This window comes from Acinetobacter calcoaceticus (assembly GCF_016508255.1).
Lineage (GTDB): Bacteria > Pseudomonadota > Gammaproteobacteria > Pseudomonadales > Moraxellaceae > Acinetobacter > Acinetobacter calcoaceticus_E.
Window position 1 is genome coordinate 417,626 of the sequence record NZ_JADVKT010000002.1, and the last position, 23,843, is coordinate 441,468.

Sequence of the window (23,843 nt, forward strand, 5' to 3'; positions counted from 1 at the left end):
ACATGAATATTTGGTCAATTCTTTGCCTGATTTGGACGTTGGCAGCCTATGTAGTAGCAAAGCGAATCTATCAGAAAAATCCGAAACTTTGGCTGTCTCCTGCGATTAGTGTGCCTGTACTTACCATTATTTTGATGACGATTTTTGGAATTTCATATCAAACTTATGCAGAAGATACGCAGTGGATTGTTAATTTATTAGGACCTGCAACGGTAGCTTTCGCTGTACCGATTTATCGCTATCGGGAAACGATTCGTAAAAACCTCGGGGTTCTCTCGATTGCGATCATTGTGGGAATGAGTGTGGGCGTAATGTCTGCCTACGAAATGGCGCAGTGGTTCCATTTTAGTCCTGAAGTGACTAACAGTTTAATGGCCCGTTCTATTTCAACGCCGTTTGCCATGATTTTAGCGGAAGATATTCACGGTTCGGCAGCTTTGGTTTCACTATTTACCGTCATTACTGGTTTGGTGGGGATGATTTGTGGTGATGCGATTTTAGCGATTACTAAAATTCGTTCTAATGTCGCAAATGGAGCTGCTTTTGGCAATGCAGCCCATGGTTTTGGTACGGTCAGAGCCCAGCAGCGCAATAGCGAAGAAGGTGTGATTGCAAGTTTAACCATGGTGATTGCAGGTATTTTAATGGTACTCATTGGACCATTTGCGATTCACCTATGGTTGCTGTTGTAAGCTTTGTCTACATTGGCTTAGCATGTTGTTGAATAATTTTTGATAGCTTTTTTATAGCTTGTTGCAGGAGTTCGGGTTCAAAGTCGCTTAATCCAATAATTAAACCCGAACGTTGTCGCTCTTTTGAAAATGTTGATGAAATGGCTTTAATCGCAATGTCAGCGTTGACCGCTGTGCTTGCAACTTCAATATCGTTAATATGAGGCGCAAGCCATAACACCATGTGCATGCCTTGATCGCCCGGCTGTAACCAAGCCAGTTCTTGAGGGATGTATTTATCAATTAAACCAATAATGTGTTCTCGAACTTCTGCGTAAACATTTCGGATACGTCGAATATGCCGCTCTAAATAGCCTTCTTGAATGAAAGCAGCTAAAACGTGTTGGTCCGCAGCAGGCGGATGACGATCAATTAATACTCTAAGCCCACAAAACGGTGCTACCAGTTCTTTAGGCAGCACTGCATAACCCAGTCTCAGTGATGGAAATAATACTTTGCTAAACGTACCGAGATAAATGACTTGATCGGGTGCCATGCCTTGTAAGGATGGGAAGGGCTGACCGTTATAACGAAGTTCACTGTCATAATCATCTTCAATGATCCACGCATTTTGTTGTTTTGCCCAAGCCAATAACGCAGTGCGTCTTGCTAGGCTCATCGGCATGCCGAGTGGATATTGGTGAGATGGCGTCACAAAAGCCGCACGAGCATGCTTAGACAGTTTTATACCAGCCTCAACCTGAATACCTTCTTCATCGACGGGAACACGGACCATACCAATATTTTGTACAGCGTGTTCAAAAATGGCTGTGGTCCCACGATAAGCTGGATCTTCAATCCAGACTTCATCCTTAGCCTCAAATAAAATCTGGCTGCAAATATAGAGTGCTTGTTGAATGCCGGGGGTAATCACAATTTGGTCAGGTTCGCAGTGTACAGAACGTGATCGGCGTACGTAGTCTGCTATAGCAATTCTGAGTGACAACACACCTTGCGGTTCACCATATCCCGAAGGAGCACCTGCTCCTCGAGATCTAAATTTATTGCCAAACTTACGCCAGACATCACTTGGTTTTGTTCGACCAACGGGTACAGATACGGCAAATGGAACATGCGGAAGCGGCTTAAATTCTTTGAGTACTTGGGCATAAGAAAGTGCAGATTTAGTTAAAGATATTGAGGTACGTTTAAAAGTTTCTTTTTTAGCATGTTGTTGAGCAGTTGTTTTAACTAAAGCATGGGATACATAAGTTCCAGTTCGTGCTTGAGAGTCAAAAACACCTTCGGCCAAAAGCTGATCATAAGCTTCAATAATGGTTCCGCGAGCGACTCCAAGTGTTTGAGCCAGTTCCCGAGAAGATGGTAAAGGATCTCCTGATTGCAAATCGCCACTTTGTACGGCTTCGCGTAAGGCTTGAGTCAGTTGAGCACTGATTTTACCTTGGCTTTTATCAATCTTTGCAATAGACGGAAGTTCAACAACTTTTGCCATTCTTGCCATAATTCTGGTCTACTTAAAAAAATACAAAGTGGTTCTTTTTAATAATCCACATAAACCAGAAAATTTACAACACAAAATATAAATAACCCTAATATTTACAGCGAGGTTTTAGCCATGTATATCCCTGATGATTTTGCAGAAAACCAATTGGATGTATTGCATGCTCTTATTAGAGAGTATCCATTTGGTGTTCTTTTGACTCATGGAAGTAATGGTTTAGATGCAAATCATCTTCCTTTTGAGTTGCAGGCAAATGAAGGGAACTTTGGTATGTTGCATGCGCATGTATCTAGAATTAATCCTGTTTGGCAGGACATTAAAAATGGAGATGAGGTACTGGTCGTGTTTCAAGCGGGCGATGCTTATATTTCCCCAAACTGGTATCCATCTAAACATGAACAGCACAGACAAGTACCTACATGGAACTATAGGGTTGTGCATGCTTATGGCAAGGTAACCATTCGAGATGATGAGCGCTTTGTTCGCGGTGTAGTAGCTCGATTAACCCGTACGCATGAAGCCTCTCAGCCTAAACCATGGAAAATGTCAGATGCACCAAAAGACTATCTTGAACCTATGCTAAAAGCCATTGTTGGTCTAGAAATTGAAATTACCAAGCTTCGGGGTAAATCAAAACTTGGGCAGAACAAAGAGCATCGAGACATTTTAGGGGCAGCAGATGGGCTATCTAAATCTGGTCATCAAACCATAGCAGACGCTATGTACAGTGTGGCTGAATTAAATAAATAATTTTGCAAATATAAAAGTTTAGTACTTATTGAGGAGAAAAATATGTCTTGGACCACACCTGTTGAGCTGGTAGGCGAACACGTTATTTTAAAGCCGCTAAATCTAACTCAAGCTGAATCTCTAGCAGAAGCAGTTTGCGATGGGGAGCTCTACAATCTTTGGTACACGCGTGTTCCAAGACCAGAGCAGATGATTGCTGAAATTGAAAGACGTCTTGGTTTGCAACAATCAGGAAGCATGTTGCCATTTTATATTGAAGACCGAAAAACTGGGCAAGCGGTGGGTATGACGACCTTAATGCATATTGAAGCAGCTCATCGCCGTGCAGAGATTGGTTCGACTTGGTATCGTAAATCTGCACAGCGCACGCCTGTGAACACTGAGTGTAAAAAACTATTGTTGGCTCATGCATTTGAGTCTTTAGACTGCATTGCGGTTGAGTTACGAACATCTTCTTTAAATGTGCAAAGCCAAGCCGCAATTGTACGTTTAGGTGCAAAGCTCGATGGCGTACTTAGAAGTCATCAAATTGTCAAAGATGATATTTTACGGGACACTCATGTTTATAGCATTTTAAAACATGAATGGCCTGCGGTTCGTCAAAACTTGGAATGGCTGTTAAGCAAACCGCGTTAGAAATCATTTTTAAACAAGCTGCTTTTCTCTTTTAGGGCTGAGCCAGAAAAGAGAAACTGCTGCAATGACTAACCACGGTATTAAAGCCATATTCATTGCTTTCCAGCCAACTAAGTCGAGTAACGCACCTGCGCTAAAAGAACAGATTAATCCGACAATAAAAACAGTCATATCGTTAATTGCTTGGGCCTTGGCTTTTTCAGCTGGTGTATACGTTCCTATTAATAAAGAAGTACTGCCAATAAATAAAAAGTTCCATCCCACGCCTAATAAAATTAAGGAGATAGCAAAAGATTCGAACTGAATACCAGAGAGGGCAAAACCAATGTAGCAAGCAAATAACACAAGACCTGCAAACATGATTTTAAGCACACCAAATCGGGCGATTAAATTTCCAGTAAAGAATGAAGGCAGGAACATACCGAGTACATGCAGTTGAATGACTGTCGTAATCGATCCAAGTTCATGATGTGAGTGTCGCATGGCGATCGGTGTGGCAGTCATACCTAAAATCATGATGCCATAGCCTGTTACCGCCCCAAACAAAGCAACTAAATAGGTAGGTTTAAATACAATCTCTTGCCATGGTCGACCAGCAGTAAAGTCAGACTTTTGTTCAACTGTATGAGCAATATTTAAGCTGGATAAAATACCCATTGCTATGAGCGAAATGATGCTGATAATTAAAAATGAACCGATATATTCTAAATGTTGGAATAAAGGGCCACCAAAACGTGCCAAAGTTGGGCCAATGAGTGCAGCAACAATACCACCTGCCATAACCCAAGAAATAGCACGTGAACGGAATGCATCATTTGCAACTTCACTGGCAGCAAAACGATAAAACTGAGCAAAAGATTGATATGCTCCAACACATAGCGTGCCTAATGCAAGAAGGATTAGTGAGCTATAAAAGATGCCAATTGAGGCAATAATGCCGCCAAGCACGCCTAAAGAAGCGCCGAATAAAAAACCGTTACGTCGTCCTACATGCGCCATGAGCATCGAGGCAGGAAACATCATTAAAGCCGTACCCAAAAACATAGATGCAATGGGTAAAGTTGCAAGCGTAGGAGTATTTGCAATATTAGCCCCAGCCAAACCACCAATGGTCATGACGATCACTGATATCGTTTGAAAAAGTGACTGGGAGCTCGCCAAAATTAGAACTTGGCGATACATGGTATTTTGAAGCATAAAGAGCCTTTAATTATAAGTATTAATTGATGAGTCTGGATGTTTTCGGTTTTTATATAGTGAAGTATCAACAGGCCAGCTTGAAAATGTGCATGAGTTTTTTGCGGCAGGTATATCTATATTTTTTGGCATAATCTATTTTTTATCAATTAATTGCAGCGGCTTAATCAGACTTAATATTCTATCATCTGATAGTTTGATACAAAACAGTTGAATCACCCTTTTTCTAAATGGGTCTATTAATACAGCATGTTTATTGCGTTTATCCTTTTAGATTTCTCTTTTGATTCATCTTAAAATAAATCATTAACCTGAAGTTAATGACTGCTGATGTAGGTTGATTGATCGAAATTCCATAAAGCGTTTTTATAGATTCAGAATAAAACTGCGATCTATAGGTAAGCACACATGGAAGGCTCAGTTCAGAATAAAGAACGGTTATGGATAAAGCGGCGTCATGCTAAACAGCTAAAACTGGACATGGCAAACCAATACACTGATGGCGTGGTCATTCCAACTCAAGACATTATTAAAGTCTTGGAAACACTTATCACACCAGGTGACAGAGTTGTACTCGAAGGAAATAACCAAAAGCAGGCAGACTTCTTATCTCGCTCTTTGGCTCAAACCAATCCAGATATTTTGCATGATTTACATATGATTATGCCGAGCGTTGGACGTTCGGAACATCTTGATCTGTTTGAAAAAGGCATTGCACGTAAGCTCGATTTTTCTTTTGCTGGCCCACAGAGTTTGCGTATTAGTCAGTTAATTGAAGATGGATTGTTAGAGATCGGTGCGATTCACACCTATATCGAGTTGTATTCACGTCTCGTGGTCGATCTTATTCCAAATGTAGTGCTTTCGGCTGGTTTTATGGCAGACCGCCAAGGCAATATCTATACAGGCCCAAGTACCGAAGATTCACCTGCACTCATTGAACCTGCGGCTTTTAGCGATGGTATTGTGATTGTTCAGGTCAATGAACTGGTTAATGACGTCTCTGATTTACCACGTGTCGATATCCCCGCATCTTGGGTTGATTATGTGGTTGTGGCAGACCAGCCTTTTTATATCGAACCGTTATTTACCCGTGACCCAAAACATATCAAGCCCGTTCATGTGCTTATGGCGATGATGGCAATTCGCGGTATCTATGAAAAACATAATGTGCAGTCATTGAATCATGGTATTGGTTTTAATACTGCGGCAATTGAGTTGATTTTACCGACCTATGGTGAGTCTTTAGGATTAAAAGGAAAAATTTGCCGAAACTGGACACTTAATCCGCATCCAACCTTAATTCCTGCCATCGAAACGGGGTGGGTAGAAAGCGTGCATTGTTTTGGTACTGAACTTGGTATGGAAAAATATGTTGCAGCTCGACCAGACATTTTCTTTACAGGTCGGGATGGCGCGTTACGTTCCAACCGCATGATGTGTCAGCTTGCAGGTCAATACGCCGTTGATTTATTTATCGGTGCGACTTTACAAGTTGATGGCATGGGGCATTCTTCGACGGTCACCAAAGGTCGTTTGGCTGGTTTTGGTGGTGCACCAAACATGGGACATGATCCGCGTGGTCGTCGTCACGATACACCTGCATGGTTAGATATGCGTTTACAAGGTGCCAATGAAACAGAAACTTATTTGGCACGTGGTAAAAAGTTAGTTGTTCAAATGGTGGAAACCTTCCAAGAAGGTGGCAAGCCAACTTTTGTAGAACGTCTAGATGCGATTGATGTGGCTAAAACGGCAGGTCTACCTTTAGCACCAATCATGATTTATGGCGATGATGTTACTCATTTACTGACTGAAGAAGGCATTGCTTATCTATATAAAGCAAGAAGCCAAGAAGAGCGTCAAGCCATGATCGCTGCGGTGGCAGGAGTGACCAGCATTGGTTTAAGTCAAGATCCTAAAACAACAGCACGTTTAAGAAGCGAAGGTTTAGTTGTATTCCCTGAAGATTTAGGCATTCGTCGTACCGATGCAACACGTGAGCTTTTAGCTGCAAAAAATATTGCCGACTTGGTGACATGGTCAGATGGTCTATATCAACCCCCTGCAAAATTCAGGAGTTGGTAATGATGGCACAAGTTCAATATCAAACACTTAGCGATAGTCAGCTTTTGGCAAGTTTAGCGGTTGAGGCTTTGATTGATGAAGTTAATCTAACGCCTAAGCCAGCATTGGTCGATCGCCGTGGCAGTGGCGCTCATGATGACCTGACTTTAGAGTTAATGGAACGCTCTGCGAAAAGTTTACGCCCAATGTTTGAAGCAATGGCTCAAGCAGCCATGCACCACGGTGAAGTTTGTTTGGCTTTACGTGAAGACATTGGTGAAATTGGTCGCCAAGGTGAAAAGGTCATGATGTTGGCAACAAATGGCGTTAACACACACCGCGGTGCAATCTGGGCCTTGGGGTTAATGGTGACGGCAGCATCATTGGCACGTACCAATCAACAGTACTTATCGGCTGTTGAGCTATGCCAGTTAGCCGGTCAGATTGCTCAGCTTGAAGATCGTTTTATTCCAAAGCAGACGTTGAGCCATGGTCAACAGGTACAAAAAAAATTAGGCGTCTTAGGTGCAAAAGAACAGGCTCAGCAAGGTTTTCCAACCATCGTAAATTTTGGCCTAAAGCAACTTTATCAAAGCCGTAGTAAACCCATGAAAGAAGAGTTTGCTCGTCTAGATGCTTTACTTGCCATGATGACTGATTTGACCGATACCTGTGTACTTTATCGCTCTGGAACATCTGGTTTAAAGCGTATGCAACAAGGTGCTCAGCAAGTACTCGATTTGGGTGGCAGCTCAAGCTTGGAAGGTCGCCGTGCTTTGCATCTTTTAGAGATTGACTTACTTCGGATGAAAGCCTCTGCTGGTGGTGCCGCAGATTTGTTGGCAGCAACCTTGTTTATAGATCGTGTTGAGCAGTCATCTTTAAAAAATAAAGAGGGATTTTGATTATGGAAACACTTCATTTTGAATTTGTGGCAACCAAGCCACCTGTAAAAAAAGCGTTGGTGGGGTGTGTTGGCTCAGGTGACCTAGAAATTTTGATGGAGCCTGGTGAAGTGGGGAAAACCTCTATTCAGGTGGTGACGTCGGTAGATGGTAGTGCTGCACGTTGGAAAAATCTATTTGAGCGAATTTTCACTGCACAAATACCACCAGCGGTAAATATTGATATTCATGACTTTGGTGCAACCCCTGGTGTCGTTCGCTTACGTCTGGAACAAGCTTTAGAGGAGATTGCTCATGACTGATATCGAGAGCTTGTTAAATAAACAAGATTTTATTGAACTCAGCGCAAGAGAGCGTGCTAAAGCATTATTAGATGTAGGGACGTTTCGAGAGTTACTCGACCCATTCGCCCGTGTTATGTCGCCTTGGCTGGTTAAGCAAAATATTGTGCCGCAAGCCGATGATGGTGTAGTGATTGCAAAGGGATCTATTCAAGAACAACCAGTAGTTTTAATTTCTATTGAAGGCTTATTTCAAGGTGGAAGCTTAGGTGAGGTGGGTGGTGCCAAAATTGCAGGTGCCCTAGAACTTGCGGTTGAAGACAATCTGAAAGGTATTCCAACCGCTGCAATTTTACTGCTAGAGACGGGTGGCGTTCGTTTACAAGAAGCAAATCTAGGCTTGGCCGCCATTGCTGAAATACAGGCTGCAATTTTGAACTTACGTCAGTATCAACCCGTGGTTGCAGTCGTTGCTGGCAGTGTAGGGTGCTTCGGTGGTATGTCGATTGCGGCTGGACTTTGTAGCTACATCGTAATGACACAAGAAGGACGTTTGGGCTTAAATGGTCCACAAGTGATCGAACAAGAAGCTGGTGTACAAGAATATAACGCCAAAGATCGTCCATTTATATGGGGTGTTACTGGCGGGAACCAACGGTTTGCTAGTGGTTTGGCAGATGCTTATGTTGATGATGATCGTCAAAAAGTTCGTCAGCAAGTGATCGATTATTTAGTCCAAGGCATACCCGATCAGCATCGTAGTTCAAATTACTCATTCTATTTAACAAAGCTACAACACATTGATACTGCTGAGCAAATTACACCACTACAGGTTCAGGCTTTGTATCAAGGAGAGCAAGCATGAATATCGCAGTTGATACATTAAAAGCATCTACTCGTGGTGCACATTGGTTTAAGGCACTCACGCAGGGCTTTAATACAGTTGAAGGTTTTCCAGCTTCGGTTTGGGTGGCTGATGGTCAGATTGATCAGCAAGCCGTACGTGTGATTGCCATTGTTCAAGACAGTAATAATGTTTTTCCACGGGCAAGACAAGGTGAAGTCGGACTCTTGGAAGGCTGGAGTTTGGCAAAAGTGGTTGATGAAGTGATTCAGGCCGATGCACTGGCTGAAACTAAACGCGGCATTTTATGCTTGGTTGACGTACCTAGTCAGGCCTATGGACGCCGTGAAGAATTGTTAGGCATCCATCAAGCGTTAGCAGGTGCGGTAGACAGCTATGCCAGAGCCAGATTAGCAGGCCATCCTATTGTGAGTTTATTGGTTGGTAAGTCAATGTCAGGCGCTTTTTTAGCTCACGGTTACCAAGCCAATCGTATTATTGCCTTAAAAGATTCAGGTGTTATGGTGCATGCAATGGGTAAAGAATCTGCCGCGCGCGTTACCTTACGCTCGGTTGATGAACTAGAACAATTAGCTTCAAGCATTCCTCCAATGGCTTATGACATCGAGAGTTATGCAACGCTTGGTTTGTTATCTGAACTTTTATCTGTTGAGAACCCTGAGCAGCCTACAAACCATGATCTTTCGTTAGCGAAGCAGGCAATTGCACAAGCGTTTAAAGAAATTAATGCTGAGCAATCGAGAGGATTAGAACAAAGACTTCACGGGCAAAACCGCCAGATGTCTAAAAAGGTTCGTGAATTATTGCGTGAGCAATGGTCATGAAACTTGATCTTGAAGCCCATGATTTACTATGGGGCATGACGGTCGATTTTTTGACTGAAGATGCGCCGCTTTGGGTGAAAGAGATATTACAACGAGGCGACCCTGTTGTAGTTCGACGGGCAATCACTCCTGTAGATCAAGTTGCTGTGGGTGTTAGAGGACAATTTCGTCATCAACGATATGCTGCACAAATGCCAAGATCTGCGATTAGCAGACAACTTAAGCCAGAAGCACTGACTCACGTTGATACAAAGCAGTTTGAACACTTGGCAGAACGTTTACAGACTATTTCCAGCATTATGAAAAACTTTTCAGGCTGTTGGGGATATACAGGAAGTTTCGGGTTTGAGCTGGCAACTGGCGTTAAAACAGTTACCCAGCAAAGTGACATAGATTTGTTGATTCGAGCTGAACAGCCTTTTGAAAAAAAGCAGGCGATTGAGCTACTCGAAACTTTTCAGCAAGCAGGGCTGAATGTGGATATACAGCTACAACTTCCACAAGGTGGTTTAGCTTTAAAAGAATGGGCTAGGAATAGCGGAAAAGTTCTATTAAAACGTGGTGATGGTGCTGTTTTAGTAGAAAACCCATGGAATTAGGGAATAGATATCATGGCTTCGATTTGGGTATATCCGGGGCAAGGTGTGCAGCGATGCAATATGCTGCACGACCTACCACAAACCGCTCTGGTTAAGGAACATCTTGAGCGTGCGTCGGATGCACTTAAAGAAAATGTCTTGATGCTAGACAGTTCGGCTGCATTGCAATCGACACGTGCAGTACAACTATGCTTACTCATTTCAGGCGTAGTAAGTTCAGCTTTATTAAGGGCTGAGAACTTGAAACCTGATTATGTCGCGGGTTTATCGATTGGTGCATGGTCGGCTGCGGTTGCCGCAGGGGTTTTAGCCTTTGAGGATGCCGTTCGCTTGGTTGCCTACCGAGGTGAGCTCATGCAAAAGGCTTATCCAACTGGTTATGGAATGACCGCGTTAATAGGTGCAGACCACGCAGCTGTAGAAGCGTGGGTGAAACAAGTTTATGAAATAGCGCCACAGGTGTATGTCGCCAACATCAATGCGCATAACCAGATCGTTATTTCTGGCAGCTTTGATGCCATGCAACAAGTTGCTACTTTGGCAAAACAGCATGGTGTCGTAGCAAAAAAATTAGATGTATCGGTGCCTTCGCATTGTGAATTATTAAGTCAGCAAGCGGAGCAACTTGCAGCGTCTATGGAGGGAATCACTTTAACGCAGCCTAAAATTCGTTATCTAAGTGGTACAACGGCTCGTACGCTTGGTAAGCCAGAACAGATTGGTGAAGACTTGGCTTTTAATATGAGTCGAACTGTAGATTGGGAAAGTACCATTCAAGCTGCATGGGAAAGAGGTGTCAGGTTACAGATTGAAGCTTTACCGGGAACGGTACTCACTACACTTGCACGTCGAACATTTAAAGAAGGGACCGTGTTGTCATTTCAAGGAACACGTATAGACAGCATTCAGATTGCGATGCAAAAAGAACAGGCCAATGAGTTTTCTTTTTGAATCTGATTTTACAAAAGCATAAATGATCCAAGGATATGAGGGATTGTCATGATTATATATGGAGTTGGTTTACTCGCACTTTGCACCTTGGTAGGTGTTATTGTCGGTGATCTGTTGGGCGTTTTATTAGGTGTAAAGTCCAACGTTGGTGGCGTAGGTATCGCCATGATTTTACTTATTTGCATACGATTATGGATGGAAAAACGCGGTGTAATGACAGTTGAAACCGAAAAAGGCGTTTCATTCTGGGGCACGATGTATATTCCGGTTGTTGTTGCCATGGCAGCACAACAAAACGTAGTTACAGCATTATCTAGTGGACATATGGCACTTTTTGCGGCGGTAGTTTCAGTTGCAGTTTGTACACTCACAATTGCGGGCTTAAGCCGCTACAACAAGGCAAGCCCTTTACCGAAGGAAGAAGACACCACATTAAACAGCATTGGAGGCAAAGTTCATGGTTGAATTATTATTAAAAGACTTAACCCATTTGGGTTTAATTACAGCTTTCGCCTTAATTGCTTTAATTATGTGGTTGTCGACCAAGCTATCTAAATATCTAACCAAGGGACGAGTGCATGCTTCAGCAATTGCGATTGTAATTGGCTTAATCTTGGCATGGTTTGGCGGAAAAATGACGGGTGGTGAAAAAGGCATAACCGATCTTGCACTTTTTACAGGGGTAGGACTCATGGGCGGTGCAATGCTACGTGACTTTACCATTGTAGCGACAGCATTTGAGGTACAAGCGACTGAGGCGAAAAAAGCCGGATTTATTGGGGCTTTCTCTTTATTTCTTGGAACGATTTTACCGTTTATTGTGGGCTGTATGTTTGCTTGGATTTTTGGCTATCGAGATGCCGTGAGTATTACAACGATCGGTGCGGGTGCGGTGACTTACATTGTGGGGCCAGTTACGGGAGCTGCAATTGGTGCGAGTTCCACTGTTATGGCATTGTCGATTGCAACCGGTTTGGTGAAATCAATTTGTGTGATGGTTTCAACACCGCTTACTGCGAAATTTATGGGGCTCGATAATCCACGTTCTGCCATGATTTTTGGTGGCTTGGCTGGAACAGTAAGTGGTGTGTCGGCTGGTTTAGCAGCAACAGATCGCCGTTTAGTTCCTTACGGTGCCCTTACTGCAACTTTCCATACAGGCCTTGGCTGTTTAATGGGACCTACCGTTTTATTCTTTGCTGTTAAAGCTTTAGTGGGTTAATAAGCATTTAGTGTTTAAACAAAAGGGCTGTTGTTATCAAAACAACGGCCCTTATTTTTATCTTTTAAAATTGGATGCAAACATACGACATTCAGCAATCAGAGCAAGTAAGTTCGGGTCTCGTTCCTTACTTTTTAAAAAGACCAAACCAATTTCTTGTTGCATGTGATATTGCTGTTTCAATGGAATGAGTTTTACTGAACTCTCATAAACCGCAGAAATACGACCGGGCAATAGTGCGAAGCCTACGCCTGAGCTGACCATACTAATGAGGGTGAAAATATCATTTACTTGCAAAGCAACTTTAGGTGAAAAGCCCGCCTTTTTAAAAATGATATCGCTATCGTGATGGGTCGCAAATCCTTTGGTTAAAGTCAGAAAAGTTTCTTCTTTTAATAGACTTAAATCAATTTCTTTAAATTCTGCATATTGAGAATCTTTGTTTACTGCTAGAAAAATGTCATCTGAGAACATCGGCAAAATCTCAAAGTCATCATCTTGAGTCGTTTCATTTAATGCCACAATAATGGCATCAAGCTCCGTTGCTTTAAGCTTTTTAACCAAATCCTGATTTGAACTCAGCAACAGTTGAATATCAAGTTCACTACGTCTGAGTTTAAGTCCGCTAATCACATTTGGAATTGTGTTTACTGTCAAAGAATAAAGAGAACCCAAGTGTAAAACCTTTGCTGCAAAGCCAGCAGCCTCTCTGGTTTTATTTACGGTAATAAAAATGTCCTGTACGATTTTTTGTGCCCGTTCTTCAAATACATAAGCACTTTTTAAAGGAATAAGATTGCGTCCTTCATTTTTAAATAGCGGACAACGTAAGGCACTTTCTAGAGAGTGTAGTGCTTTATGAACACTGACATTACTCAGCTCCATTTCAGTCGCTGTTTTAGTCAAATTGCCACAGCGCATAAAGGCTAAAAAAATCTGTATTTTTTTAAGGGTGAGTTCTTCATCAATTTCCATATTAATCCTTTGAACCTGTTTCCTTTAAAAATATAGATTTAAGCTATAACGTTACCACAAAACAACGACTATAAAATTGTGCTTAGGTCGAAGAGCTTTATTTAAGAAACAGCTTCAACTCGCTGTTGTATTGTCTTAATGATTTGTTCTACAGCACTCTGAATTTTAGGGTTCCATTCAAAAGAGCAGTTAATTCTTAAATAATGCTGCTGCGCAGGTAAAACACTAAATAGTGGACTTGGAGCCACCCCAATATTTTTCTGAATCAGTTCTTCATAAATTTGCATGCTATCTAAACTATTAGGTAATTTAACCCAAAGAAAATAACCACTTGGGTAGTAATACACTTCGCAAGAGGCAGGCAGGTGCTGCTTTAAATAATGATAAAATTGCTTTTTATAACGCTCAAGTGAAAGTCTAAGAGTACGCAAGTGTTTTTCATAGTGATGATGAGACAAAAACTCGACCAATGCATTTTGAATGAGTGCATTTACTGAAATGGTACTCATGAGTTGTAAGTGTTGAATATGGTCTGAAAACTTCCCCGCATAGACCCAACCGACCCGAAAACCTGCACCTAGAGTTTTAGAAAACGAAGAGCAGTGAAGCACCAGATTTTGCTGATCAAAATACTTCATTGAAAGTGGCTTTTGTCCGCCATAAAACAGCTCTTCGTAGACATCATCTTCAATCAAATAAATCTGGTGCTCATGAAGCAATTTGGCAATTTTATATTTAATCTCATCGCTGACTGTAAACCCAATTGGATTATGGCTATTGAGCATGAGCCAACATACTTTAATTGGATAATTGTTAATGACCTGTTCAAAAGCTTCTAGATCAAAACCATGTTGAGGATGTTCAGGAATGGTAATAACTTTTAACCCTAAACGTTCTGCTGCCTGCCAAGCTCCATAAAATACATTTTGCTGTAATAAAATATAGTCGCCAGGCTGAGCAACTGCTTGTAAAGAAAGATTGAGTGCATCCAATCCTCCCGATGTAATGACAATGTCATCTGGGTCGGTCTGTATACCTTGCATGCAGTAGCGTTGAGCAATAAGTTTTCGTAAAGCTAAATTACCCGGAGGTAGGCTTGTAGTTTGGTCATAACTTTGTCTTTGCCGTGCAAGCTGCCCCATAATTTGGATGAGTTTGGGTGCGGCTAAAAGCTGACTATCTGGAAAAGCTGAGCCGAAAGGTATGACAGATTCGTTTTGAATCGATTTAAGATATTTAAAAACTAATGAGTTAATTTCAATTTTAGAGTTGAGTGAAACAACCGAATATTGTTCCAAAGGTTTAAGTGCAATTTGTTCAGCAACAAAGTAGCCCGATTTTTCTTTTGAATAGATCAGGCCTTGTGATTCAAGCTCTTGGTAAGCGTTCATGACCGTCATTAAACTAAAGCCAGAGCGTTGCACCTGATCTCTTAAAGAAGGAAGTTTTTCATGTGCATTTAAAGTGCCGCTCTCAATGAGTTGGCGAATGCTATGGGCGAGTTGTTCTGATTTATACATGTATGGACTGCACGAAATAACAAAATGAAAGATGCACTGAATTAATAATAAATGCCGTTTGCAGAATCTACAAACGGCATTTGTTTATAAAGATGGTTTTACTTTAAGTAAGGGGCAGCATAAATCAATATCACTTTAAACAAACCTGCAATCACAGCTAAGGCTAAAAAACCAGCAAGCCATAACAGAATAAACCATTGAGTTTGAGTCAGTTTAGAAGATAAATTTTTCATAAAACCCTCCATACTTAATGATAGCCTTCATCACCTACACGCACTTTGTCTCTAAATACCCAGTAAGACACAATGGTGTAAGCAATAATAATTGGAATCAGAATTAACGCACCAACCAAGGCAAACATCTGGCTTGAATGTGGCGCTGCGGCCTGCCAGATAGTCACTGATGGTGGAATAATATATGGCCATAAACTAATCACAAAACCAGTGAAAGCAAGGAAGACCAGTGCCAGCGTATATATAAAGGGTTTAAGGTCATGCTGCCGCTTTTTACAAGCCGATAAAATCAGACTCACAAAGAGTAAAACTAAAATAGGTACAGGGCTAAAGTAAAACAGATTTGGTAAAGAGAACCAGCGATCTGCAATTTCAGGATGAGTTAAAGGGGTATATAGGCTCACACCACCAAAAATAATCAGCAGTGCAATTATCAGTTTTGGCATAAGTTCATACATACGTTGCTGCAAGCCCTTTTCAGTTTTTAAAATGAGCCAGCCACAACCTAATGTTGCATACATAACCACCACACCAATACCGGTAAAGAAGGTAAATGGTGTTAACCAATCCAGTGAGCCGCCAGAAAAAATACCATTGGTGGTTTTAATCCCTTGGATATAGGCACCCAAAATAATCCCTTGTAGGAAGCTGGTTAAAACTGAACCCCAAATAAAAGCCAAGTCCCAAAGATGCTTGGTACGATGAGCCTTAAAGCGGAATTCAAAAGCAACGCCACGGAAAATCAGGGCAATCACCATGAAAATAATAGGTAGATAGAGTGCCGATAAAACCGTTGAATAAACCAATGGGAAAGCTGCATAGAGACCGGCACCACCGAGTACCATCCATGTTTCATTCCCATCCCAGACAGGGGCGACAGTATTCATCATCACGTCACGTTCTTGGCTGTTCTTAATGAAAGGGAACATGATTCCAATTCCTAAGTCAAAACCATCCATGACCACATAAATCATGACGCCTAAACCGATAATACCGACCCATATCAAAGAAAGATCAATCATGACGGTTCTCCCCAGAATTTTGTTTGCTGTCAATGTTTTCATCGACTGCACTGAGCGGACGCATTGGTGTTTTAAAATGTCCAACACCACCAGACTCGATATTTGGCGTATCGATAAAAGATGGGCCTTTGTTAATCAATTTTAAGGTGTAGTAGATACCGCTGCCAAAAACGATGGTGTACACCACAACAAAAATAAAGAGACTCAGTCCGACTTGATCTGCCGACACTGTATGAGATAACCCATCTTTAGTACGCAGGATGCCATATACAACCCATGGTTGGCGGCCTACTTCAGTCGTTACCCAACCTGCAAGCATTGCGACATAACCCGATGGTCCCATTACTAAAGCAAATTTATGGAACCATGAAGTTTCATAAAGTTTTCCACTTTTACGTAGCCAAAGGGCAATTAAAGACAGTGTGACCATGAGTACACCAAGCCCGACCATCACACGGAAACTCCAGAAAACGATGGTTGAGTTTGGTCGATCTTCAGGTGCGAAATCTTTTAAACCCGTGACTTGACCATCTAAACTGTGCGTTAAAATTAAGCTGCCTAAGTAAGGAACACCCACTTCGAAGTGGTTACGTTCTTCATTCATATCTGGAATTGCGAATAGCAACAGTGGCATAGGTTCATTATGATTCGTTTCCCAGTGACCTTCCATTGCTGCAAGTTTGGCAGGTTGATGTTCACGAGTATTCAAACCATGGTTATCGCCAATAACTACTTGTAGACATGAAGTCACAAGCACCATCCATAAACCCATCGAAAACGATTTTTTGACCAATTCATCACGACGGCCTTTTACCAAGTGCCATGCAGATGTACCAACAACTAACAAAGATGAAACTAAGAAGGCTGCAGCACCCATGTGGGCAAAGCGGTACGGGAAGGATGGGTTAAAAACAATAGCAAACCAGTCTTTTGGCACAATAATGCCGTTTTCTATAGCAAAGCCTTGAGGTGTCTGCATCCAGCTATTGGAAGATAAAATCCAGAACATGGAAATACAGGTACCAATTGCAACCATGAGTGTGGCAAAGAAATGGGCTCTGGGACCGACACGTCCCCAACCAAACAACATGATTCCTAAGAAACCAGCTTCTAAAAAGAAGGCACTCAAGACTTCATAGGTAAGTAACGGACCAGTAATACTGCCGGCAATACGAGAAAATTCACTCCAGTTGGTACCGAACTGATAACTCATGACTACGCCCGAGACAACACCCATACCAAAGGCAACTGCAAAGATCTTGATCCAGTATTTAAATAGATCTTTATAAATTGGGTTTTGCGTTCTTAACCACTTCCACTCTAAAACTGCTAAAAAGCAGGCAAGACCGATCGAGGTAGCCGGAAAAATAATGTGGAAAGATACTGTGAAAGCAAATTGTATTCGCGCTAATTCTAGAGCGGTTAGACCGAGGCTCATAAACTTTCCCCCTGTGAACTAGCTGATGATGATGGATTGTGTTAAATGCTTAAATTCAGATGAAAAAACATTTTGACCATTAGACTTGCCGATGTGATGAGTATTCTTAGCAAGTAAAATGCCAAATGTTGAAATCAATGTAATTGATTGATATTTCAAGAGAATAGAATGGTTAATTGTTTTTAATCTGTTAACAAAGTTTAGGCTTGATGTTGCATTTGTAAAAAAGCATGTTGCACTGAAACATTGATGAAATATCTGTTGGTACATATAAGTACGTTTCATGAAAACTACCTACCTTAAGAAGTTTTCTTAATCATGCACTCACTGTTTTTGTATATGTAGATACAGAAATTTTTTATAAAACTATAACAGTTTGAAGCAAATATGATGGGTGCTATAGTTTTTTTTCAATTATCTGTAGCTATATATCCAGCTATCTAACGTTCAAAATAAAAATGAACAAGATTTATGGATGACCAAAATCAACCTTCAAAAACAATGTGAATGCGACTTTGGACTTACCTATAAGCGCAGAATAAATTTCTTCTTTTCTATTCCCTTGTTGTTCTGTATGAGGTCTGGTTGTTGCATAGATTATTAAAGACCTTGGTTTAAGTGTAGCTCTTCTCAAATAGCTTGGATGTTAAAAAATGTTTATTACTTCTCAACTCAATATCCTAAAGAAACTTATTAAAGATCAAACTATTCCAACATCTATAGCGACTCAACTAGAAAAAACTTATGTAAATCTTGAAGCAACTTTACTTAGAGCAAAGGTGCTCAGAGATTTTTCTAAATCTCAAACTGTATATTTAATTCAATCTCATATTGAGCCGCAGCAAAGCAGTGTGGCCTATCTATTTTCGCCTTTTATTTTTGCAAACTTAAATAAGCCTGCCATTTATACAACACCTGCGACTGAACCTGTTCTTACAATTCTCAATAAATACTATCAAGCCGATAAAAAAGTGTTGTTTAAGGTAGATGAAGTTTTAGAGAGCCTAAAAATATATCTGGATTTAGAATTAGCAGCGCTGAGTGAAGTTGAATTTATTTATTTAAGTTTAATTAAGGCGTTATGTCGAAGTGATATCTCAACAATTTTTTTAATTACAAATTTGGCGATTGATGTAGACCTTTTAAAGCAACTTGAGCAGTTCTTAAAAGTTAAAATTTATTGGGTTAACCCAAAGCAAAGTGATGATTTAAAAGATATACATGATTTGGAAATGCGTAAATTATTATTTAAAAATAAAGATGAAAGCTATGTGAAATTATGCGCGCAGTTTGCATTGATGAATGCTGAGCTGGTAGGGCTATGCGATACGTTCACCACACCTCAAATGACACATTTAATTGACGATATGTTTTATTCAGAGCATATTTTTGAAAAATTATCTGTCTATTCTGAATATATGCAAACCTTATTGCAAAGTCAGCATAGTCTATCGAAGAAAGAGCTAGCTTAGTGTTTGCAGGCTTTTTTTTACGTTATATAAAGAATGAATACTGTTATAAAAAAATAATCGTTTTCATGTGAAATAAATATTTTATGGTAAAAGCAAAGCAATATTGGTTTTACTTACATGACAAATTTAAATTTTGAACATCATCTCGGTTCACTAACACATGCTGCACTTAGTCAAGCTTCTCAGATTTCTCGGGCTTGGGGGCAAGGTCCTTCTGATCGTTATGATGAATTAGCACAACATTTTAGGGCGACTTTTGCGCGTATTAAAGAAGGGGCTTTAATCCGTGAGCAACAGCATATTTTGCCTTATGAACAACTTCAGTGGCTTAAAGATGTTGGCTTTACTCGATTACGGCTGCCTAAAACTCATGGAGGCTTTGAGGCAACCATTCCAGAACTATTTGCATTGCTAATCGAACTTGCAGAAGCAGACTCAAATTTACCGCAAGCTTTACGTGTACATTTCGGTTTTACTGAAGATGTGTTGGTCAGTAAAAATAAAGAATTTCAAGAACGTTGGCTCAGCCGAATTGCTCAGGGCGAAACTATTGGTAGTGCTTGGTCTGAAGGTGGAAAAGAATCGATTGATCAATTCGAAACTCATTTGTATCAAGATGGTGACGGCAAAATTTGTGTTAAAGGTCAAAAATACTACACCACAGGAAGTCTATATGCCGACTGGGTAGAAATTGGTGTCACAGATTTAAAAGGTGAATCTGGATCTGTCGTTGTTCGCCGTGAAGATGAAGGCGTTGAAATTGTTGATGACTGGAATGGTTTTGGTCAGCAACTCACCGCAAGTGGTACAGCATATTTCCATGATGTATTGGTCGATGAAGCTGAAATCTTACCTGACGATGATCGTTTTAAATATTCGGCTGCCTACTATCAACTGGTGCAATTAGCAATTATTACGGGCTTAGGGCGAGCTGCGACTTATGATGTTTCACAAGCGGTGGCGAAACGTACCCGAAACTATACTCATGCGAATGCTCAATTTGTAAAACAGGACCCCCAAATTTTACAAGTGGTGGGACAAATCCGTGGTGCGGCTTACAGTGCAGGGGCGATTGTTGAAAAAGTTGCGCAAAGCTTACAGCGTGCTTATTTGTCAGCATTTCAAAATAATGAACAGCTTGAAGAAGAACAAAATGCAATTGCCGAGCTTGAAAGTGCGCAGTCTCAAACAGTAATTACTGATTTAATTTTAAATGCTTCTACAATCTTATTTGATGCTTTGGGGGCCTCGGCTACAGATAAAGATTTAGGCTTAGATCGATATTGGCGTAATGTCCGAACCTTATCTTCACATAACCCTAGAGTATTTAAAAATCGAATTATTGGTGATTTTAGTGTGAATGGTACATTACCACCTTATCAGTGGAGAATTGGTGAAGTTGCTAAACAGTAAATTATAGTTTTAGATATTAAGCTGCTATTTTTAGCGGCTTAATATTATTTATTTTTTTTAAATAAATTATAAAAATCTATTAGAATAAAATCGTATTTTGTTTGGGGTTTATATTATAAAGAAAACACGGAAATTGATTTAGTATAAAACTAGAAAAAATGATGGTTGATATTTTATGACTAAGAAAATTAGTTTTAATGCTTTTGAAATGAATTGTATTGCTCACCAATCTCCCGGATTATGGCGACACCCTCAAGACCGATCTGTTGAATATAAAGATTTAGAATATTGGACAGATTTAGCACAAATTTTGGAACGTGGTTTTTTTGACGGTATTTTTATTGCAGATGTGCTTGGCATTTATGATGTTTACCATCAAAGCGCTGAACATGCCTTAACAGGTGCAGTGCAAGTTCCAGTCAATGATCCGCTACAGATTGTGCCAGCGATGGCGGCCGTCACCAAGCATCTGGGTTTTGGTGTAACCACATCTATTTCCTTTGAGCATCCTTATCCTTTTGCCAGACGTATTAGTACGCTAGACCATTTAACCAAAGGACGAGTTGGTTGGAATATCGTGACTTCTTATTTGGAAAGTGGTTCGAAAAACTTGGGCCTCAAAACTCAGGTTAATCATGACAATCGCTATGATATTGCTGATGAATATTTAGAAGTCCTTTACAAACTTTGGGAAGGTTCTTGGGAGGAAGGTTCGGTACTTCGTGATCGTGAAAGCGGTATCTTTGCTGATCATAAAAAAGTGCATCCAATTCAGCACGAAGGTAAATACTTTACTGTACCAGGCATCCATATTTGTGAGCCATCACCACAGCGAACGCCAGTACTTTACCAAGCAGGTGCTTCATCACGCGGGCAGAAGTTTGCGAGTCAAAATGCCGAGTGTGTCTTTATTGCAGCGCCGTCTAAAATTGCCACTAAAAAAGTGGTACAGGGTATTCGTCAGAAATTAGCTCAAGAAGGCCGCGATCCGTACTCTGTCAAAATTTACGCACTCTTGTCGATTGTAACTGATGAAACCGATGCAAAAGCTCAAGCCAAGTTTAAAGAGTATCAAAGCTACGGAAGCTATGACGGTGCTTTAACGTTGCTTTCTGGCTGGTCAGGTGTCGATTTTTCACAATATCAACCGACCGATAAAGTTGAATATATTCAAACCAACGCGATTCAATCTTTGCTAGATTCTTATGTAAATGCAGATCCAGAGCGTGTCTGGACTATTGAAGAAATTGCAAACTGGAACAGCTTAGGTGGTAATGGGCCAGTATTGGTAGGTTCGGCAGAAACAGTTTCGGATGCTTTGCAGCAATGGGTTGAAGATACTGATATCGATGGTTTCAACCTCGCTTATATTTTGGCTCATCAAACCTTTGCCGATGTGGTTGAATTTATTGTTCCAGAGTTGCAAAAACGTGGGGTATATCAAACCTCGTATGCACAAGGAACATTAAGAGAAAAATTATTTGGTGCTGGACCATATTTACCTGAAAATCACCGTGGTGCAAAATATCGCAATCTAAAGGAATTAAAACTTGCTGAAGCAAGTTAATATTTTAAAGTCTAGTAAATAAATAGCTGGTTAAATACCAGCTTTTATTTTGTCTTTTTATATCGGTTTTATTGCTGAGTTAATAATGAAAAGATAATTCTATAATTTAGATTAAAAAATCAGATTAATTTGTTTTTGTATTGAGTGAATAATCATTATTTTGTTTCTGTTATTAAAATTCAGGAATTATTAAGTGAGCACACAAGAACTCGATCATAACCACCGTTATGAAATTAAATCTCCCGATGATGTTTCACAATTAATTTCCAAATTTGCAGGGAAGGGTAAGTCGAATAAAGTTATTTGGTTGGCACTGATTGGGGTGTTTATTGATGCTTATGATTTAACAACGCTCTCCTTTGGTATTGAGCAAGTCATATCCGAGTTTTCTTTAAGCCCTGTGATGACAGGTGTGGTGGCTTCAGCAATTGTCTGCGGAACCATTGTTGGTAACCTGATTGGTGGTTGGCTGACAGATAAAATTGGCCGTTATCGGGTCTTTATGGCGGACATGGTACTCTTCGTCATTGCGGCAATTGTCGCAGGCTTTGCACCCAATGTCTGGGTTTTGATTTTAGCCAGATTTATTATGGGAATTAGTGTTGGTATTGATTTGCCGGTGGCAATGTCATACTTATCTGAGTTTTCCAAATTTAATGGGAGTAGTAACAAGGCAGCGCGTTTAGCAGCATGGTGCCCAATGTGGTATGCCGCTTCTTCAGTCTGCTTTGGTCTGGTTCTGGCGCTTTACTTTCTTTTACCTCCTGAGCATAGCAACTGGTTATGGCGAGCTTCCTTAATTTTTGGAGCAGTGCCAGCTTTACTCATTATTTTTATTCGCGGGAAATATTTAACTGAATCACCAATCTGGCTTGCAAACCAAGGCGATTTAAAAGGGGCGGCTAAAGTTTTGCAAGAGTCCTATGCAATTAATGCAGTCGCTACAGTTGAAAAAGTAGAAAGAACTGCTGATAAGAAAAAGCGCGAGGGTTTTGCAATTTTATTTAATAAAACCTATTTGCCAAGAACGATAGTGGCAATTGTGATTCATATTTCGGTGGCATTTCAGTACACGACCATTGCTTTCTTTTTACCTTCTATTTTAACGCGTTTCTTTCATACCGATGTCTTGACGACCATTACCACCACACTTGGACTCAATTTACTGTTTGCATTTACGGGCGGGCTGTTAGGCGTATTTGTTGCTAGTAGATTTAAATCTCGTCATGTGTTGCTTACAGGCTTTTTACTCCAGTTTATAGCCCTCATTGCCTTAGCATTCATTGGTGAACCTAGTAATAGCTTTTTACTCTACACCGCAATTGGCATGCTCGGTTTGTGGCTTTTTGCCGAAGGTTTCGGACCAGGAGCACAAATGATGGTCTATCCAACAATGGCTTATCCTGCTTCGATTCGTGGCGTTGGTGTCGGCTTTAACCGTGCGGTAACGGGCGTTGCTCAAGCAATTGCTTTGTTTGTTTTGCCGATCTGGATGGCGGGATATAAAACCGATGTGTACCTGATTATTTCTATCTTTGCCTTTATTCCTTTAATTGTGATTGGACTACTCATTAAGTTTGAGCCTACCGCCCAAGATGTAGATATTATCGATGAATCTAGTCCAGAACTTCCTCTCAATAATTCACCAGTAATCGACTAGAGTAAAAATAGATATCTAGATAAAAACAAAGGCCAACATCTGTTGGCCTTTGT

The 23,843-nt window shown here is 40.7% G+C and carries 23 protein-coding genes; 16 read left to right on the forward strand and 7 right to left on the reverse strand.

Annotated elements, in window-relative coordinates:
* Nucleotides 1–2: 2 nt before the first annotated feature.
* The gene (locus I5515_RS05905) at nucleotides 3–692 is read left to right on the forward strand and encodes an LrgB family protein (protein ID WP_002157453.1); all 690 of its coding nucleotides are present in this window, start codon (nucleotides 3–5) and stop codon (nucleotides 690–692) included.
* A 7-nt stretch (nucleotides 693–699) separates the two neighbouring features.
* Here the strand turns inward: I5515_RS05905 and I5515_RS05910 are convergent, their stop codons facing one another.
* Entirely contained in the window at nucleotides 700–2,193 is a 1,494-nt protein-coding gene (locus tag I5515_RS05910; protein WP_199965209.1) for a PLP-dependent aminotransferase family protein, read from the reverse strand.
* 114 nt (nucleotides 2,194–2,307) lie between these two features.
* Here I5515_RS05910 and I5515_RS05915 point away from each other — a divergent pair, with 114 nt between their 5' ends.
* A complete protein-coding gene (locus tag I5515_RS05915) occupies nucleotides 2,308–2,943 on the forward strand; it encodes an FMN-binding negative transcriptional regulator (RefSeq protein ID WP_199965210.1) in 636 nt (211 codons plus the stop codon).
* A 42-nt stretch (nucleotides 2,944–2,985) separates the two neighbouring features.
* Nucleotides 2,986–3,579, forward strand: coding sequence for a GNAT family N-acetyltransferase (locus I5515_RS05920; protein WP_199965211.1), 594 nt, complete (start codon nucleotides 2,986–2,988; stop codon nucleotides 3,577–3,579).
* Nucleotides 3,580–3,588: 9 nt separating this feature from the next.
* Here the strand turns inward: I5515_RS05920 and I5515_RS05925 are convergent, their stop codons facing one another.
* Nucleotides 3,589–4,776, reverse strand: coding sequence for an MFS transporter (locus tag I5515_RS05925; protein WP_199965212.1), 1,188 nt, complete (start codon nucleotides 4,774–4,776; stop codon nucleotides 3,589–3,591).
* 408 nt (nucleotides 4,777–5,184) lie between these two features.
* Here I5515_RS05925 and mdcA point away from each other — a divergent pair, with 408 nt between their 5' ends.
* The 9 genes from mdcA to madM are packed head-to-tail and all read left to right on the forward strand — an operon-like array spanning nucleotide 5,185 to nucleotide 12,490.
* Complete coding sequence (gene mdcA, locus I5515_RS05930; RefSeq protein WP_199965213.1) at nucleotides 5,185–6,864, forward strand: malonate decarboxylase subunit alpha; 1,680 nt, start codon at nucleotides 5,185–5,187, stop codon at nucleotides 6,862–6,864.
* Entirely contained in the window at nucleotides 6,864–7,748 is an 885-nt protein-coding gene (locus I5515_RS05935; protein WP_199965214.1) for a triphosphoribosyl-dephospho-CoA synthase, read from the forward strand. Before mdcA ends, I5515_RS05935 begins: the two co-directional genes overlap by 1 nt.
* Before the next feature lie 2 nt (nucleotides 7,749–7,750).
* A complete protein-coding gene (locus I5515_RS05940) occupies nucleotides 7,751–8,050 on the forward strand; it encodes a malonate decarboxylase subunit delta (RefSeq protein WP_199965215.1) in 300 nt (99 codons plus the stop codon).
* Nucleotides 8,043–8,894, forward strand: coding sequence for a biotin-independent malonate decarboxylase subunit beta (locus I5515_RS05945; RefSeq protein ID WP_199965216.1), 852 nt, complete (start codon nucleotides 8,043–8,045; stop codon nucleotides 8,892–8,894). Before I5515_RS05940 ends, I5515_RS05945 begins: the two co-directional genes overlap by 8 nt.
* Entirely contained in the window at nucleotides 8,891–9,718 is an 828-nt protein-coding gene (gene mdcE, locus I5515_RS05950) for a biotin-independent malonate decarboxylase subunit gamma (protein ID WP_199965217.1), read from the forward strand. The genes I5515_RS05945 and mdcE overlap by 4 nt, the downstream gene beginning before the upstream one ends.
* Nucleotides 9,709–10,317 carry a malonate decarboxylase holo-ACP synthase gene (locus I5515_RS05955; protein WP_199965218.1) on the forward strand — a complete coding sequence of 203 codons (609 nt, stop codon included), beginning with the start codon at nucleotides 9,709–9,711 and terminating at the stop codon, nucleotides 10,315–10,317. Before mdcE ends, I5515_RS05955 begins: the two co-directional genes overlap by 10 nt.
* A gap of 12 nt (nucleotides 10,318–10,329) precedes the next feature.
* Nucleotides 10,330–11,268 (forward strand): malonate decarboxylase subunit epsilon, encoded by a 939-nt coding sequence (gene mdcH / locus I5515_RS05960; protein ID WP_199965219.1) that lies wholly within the window; start codon nucleotides 10,330–10,332, stop codon nucleotides 11,266–11,268.
* A 48-nt stretch (nucleotides 11,269–11,316) separates the two neighbouring features.
* On the forward strand, nucleotides 11,317–11,733 hold the full coding sequence (gene madL / locus I5515_RS05965; protein WP_199965220.1) for a malonate transporter subunit MadL: 417 nt from the start codon (nucleotides 11,317–11,319) through the stop codon (nucleotides 11,731–11,733).
* A complete protein-coding gene (madM, locus tag I5515_RS05970; RefSeq protein ID WP_199965221.1) occupies nucleotides 11,726–12,490 on the forward strand; it encodes a malonate transporter subunit MadM in 765 nt (254 codons plus the stop codon). Before madL ends, madM begins: the two co-directional genes overlap by 8 nt.
* 57 nt (nucleotides 12,491–12,547) lie before the next feature.
* Here the strand turns inward: madM and I5515_RS05975 are convergent, their stop codons facing one another.
* The 5 genes from I5515_RS05975 to I5515_RS05995 all read right to left on the reverse strand — a co-directional run bounded on the left by I5515_RS05975 (nucleotide 12,548) and on the right by I5515_RS05995 (nucleotide 17,678).
* Nucleotides 12,548–13,465: a LysR family transcriptional regulator gene (locus I5515_RS05975; RefSeq protein ID WP_199965222.1), complete on the reverse strand. Its 918-nt coding sequence runs from the start codon at nucleotides 13,463–13,465 to the stop codon at nucleotides 12,548–12,550.
* A 101-nt stretch (nucleotides 13,466–13,566) separates the two neighbouring features.
* Nucleotides 13,567–14,985 (reverse strand): PLP-dependent aminotransferase family protein, encoded by a 1,419-nt coding sequence (locus tag I5515_RS05980; RefSeq protein ID WP_199965223.1) that lies wholly within the window; start codon nucleotides 14,983–14,985, stop codon nucleotides 13,567–13,569.
* 98 nt (nucleotides 14,986–15,083) lie between these two features.
* Nucleotides 15,084–15,218, reverse strand: coding sequence for a DUF2474 domain-containing protein (locus I5515_RS05985; protein WP_199965224.1), 135 nt, complete (start codon nucleotides 15,216–15,218; stop codon nucleotides 15,084–15,086).
* A gap of 14 nt (nucleotides 15,219–15,232) precedes the next feature.
* The gene (cydB, locus tag I5515_RS05990) at nucleotides 15,233–16,240 is read right to left on the reverse strand and encodes a cytochrome d ubiquinol oxidase subunit II (RefSeq protein WP_199965225.1); all 1,008 of its coding nucleotides are present in this window, start codon (nucleotides 16,238–16,240) and stop codon (nucleotides 15,233–15,235) included.
* A complete protein-coding gene (locus I5515_RS05995) occupies nucleotides 16,233–17,678 on the reverse strand; it encodes a cytochrome ubiquinol oxidase subunit I (RefSeq protein WP_199965226.1) in 1,446 nt (481 codons plus the stop codon). Before I5515_RS05995 ends, cydB begins: the two co-directional genes overlap by 8 nt.
* Nucleotides 17,679–18,331: 653 nt before the next feature.
* Between I5515_RS05995 and I5515_RS06000 the strand changes: the two genes are divergently transcribed.
* The 4 genes from I5515_RS06000 to I5515_RS06015 all read left to right on the forward strand — a co-directional run bounded on the left by I5515_RS06000 (nucleotide 18,332) and on the right by I5515_RS06015 (nucleotide 23,790).
* The gene (locus tag I5515_RS06000) at nucleotides 18,332–19,150 is read left to right on the forward strand and encodes a hypothetical protein (RefSeq protein ID WP_199965227.1); all 819 of its coding nucleotides are present in this window, start codon (nucleotides 18,332–18,334) and stop codon (nucleotides 19,148–19,150) included.
* Between the two features lie 117 nt (nucleotides 19,151–19,267).
* Nucleotides 19,268–20,563: an acyl-CoA dehydrogenase family protein gene (locus I5515_RS06005; protein WP_199965228.1), complete on the forward strand. Its 1,296-nt coding sequence runs from the start codon at nucleotides 19,268–19,270 to the stop codon at nucleotides 20,561–20,563.
* A gap of 175 nt (nucleotides 20,564–20,738) precedes the next feature.
* Nucleotides 20,739–22,130 (forward strand): LLM class flavin-dependent oxidoreductase, encoded by a 1,392-nt coding sequence (locus tag I5515_RS06010; protein WP_004642499.1) that lies wholly within the window; start codon nucleotides 20,739–20,741, stop codon nucleotides 22,128–22,130.
* Nucleotides 22,131–22,323: 193 nt separating this feature from the next.
* Complete coding sequence (locus I5515_RS06015) at nucleotides 22,324–23,790, forward strand: MFS transporter (RefSeq protein WP_199965229.1); 1,467 nt, start codon at nucleotides 22,324–22,326, stop codon at nucleotides 23,788–23,790.
* The last annotated feature ends 53 nt before the right edge of the window (nucleotides 23,791–23,843 follow it).

Coding starts and splice junctions, on each gene's coding strand:
- I5515_RS05905 (WP_002157453.1), top strand. CDS start 3: ATGAATATTTGGTCAATTCTTTGCCTGATTTGGACGTTGGCAGCCTAT.
- I5515_RS05910 (WP_199965209.1), bottom strand. CDS start 2,193: ATGGCAAGAATGGCAAAAGTTGTTGAACTTCCGTCTATTGCAAAGATT.
- I5515_RS05915 (WP_199965210.1), top strand. CDS start 2,308: ATGTATATCCCTGATGATTTTGCAGAAAACCAATTGGATGTATTGCAT.
- I5515_RS05920 (WP_199965211.1), top strand. CDS start 2,986: ATGTCTTGGACCACACCTGTTGAGCTGGTAGGCGAACACGTTATTTTA.
- I5515_RS05925 (WP_199965212.1), bottom strand. CDS start 4,776: ATGCTTCAAAATACCATGTATCGCCAAGTTCTAATTTTGGCGAGCTCC.
- mdcA (WP_199965213.1), top strand. CDS start 5,185: ATGGAAGGCTCAGTTCAGAATAAAGAACGGTTATGGATAAAGCGGCGT.
- I5515_RS05935 (WP_199965214.1), top strand. CDS start 6,864: ATGATGGCACAAGTTCAATATCAAACACTTAGCGATAGTCAGCTTTTG.
- I5515_RS05940 (WP_199965215.1), top strand. CDS start 7,751: ATGGAAACACTTCATTTTGAATTTGTGGCAACCAAGCCACCTGTAAAA.
- I5515_RS05945 (WP_199965216.1), top strand. CDS start 8,043: ATGACTGATATCGAGAGCTTGTTAAATAAACAAGATTTTATTGAACTC.
- mdcE (WP_199965217.1), top strand. CDS start 8,891: ATGAATATCGCAGTTGATACATTAAAAGCATCTACTCGTGGTGCACAT.
- I5515_RS05955 (WP_199965218.1), top strand. CDS start 9,709: ATGGTCATGAAACTTGATCTTGAAGCCCATGATTTACTATGGGGCATG.
- mdcH (WP_199965219.1), top strand. CDS start 10,330: ATGGCTTCGATTTGGGTATATCCGGGGCAAGGTGTGCAGCGATGCAAT.
- madL (WP_199965220.1), top strand. CDS start 11,317: ATGATTATATATGGAGTTGGTTTACTCGCACTTTGCACCTTGGTAGGT.
- madM (WP_199965221.1), top strand. CDS start 11,726: ATGGTTGAATTATTATTAAAAGACTTAACCCATTTGGGTTTAATTACA.
- I5515_RS05975 (WP_199965222.1), bottom strand. CDS start 13,465: ATGGAAATTGATGAAGAACTCACCCTTAAAAAAATACAGATTTTTTTA.
- I5515_RS05980 (WP_199965223.1), bottom strand. CDS start 14,985: ATGTATAAATCAGAACAACTCGCCCATAGCATTCGCCAACTCATTGAG.
- I5515_RS05985 (WP_199965224.1), bottom strand. CDS start 15,218: ATGAAAAATTTATCTTCTAAACTGACTCAAACTCAATGGTTTATTCTG.
- cydB (WP_199965225.1), bottom strand. CDS start 16,240: ATGATTGATCTTTCTTTGATATGGGTCGGTATTATCGGTTTAGGCGTC.
- I5515_RS05995 (WP_199965226.1), bottom strand. CDS start 17,678: ATGAGCCTCGGTCTAACCGCTCTAGAATTAGCGCGAATACAATTTGCT.
- I5515_RS06000 (WP_199965227.1), top strand. CDS start 18,332: ATGTTTATTACTTCTCAACTCAATATCCTAAAGAAACTTATTAAAGAT.
- I5515_RS06005 (WP_199965228.1), top strand. CDS start 19,268: ATGACAAATTTAAATTTTGAACATCATCTCGGTTCACTAACACATGCT.
- I5515_RS06010 (WP_004642499.1), top strand. CDS start 20,739: ATGACTAAGAAAATTAGTTTTAATGCTTTTGAAATGAATTGTATTGCT.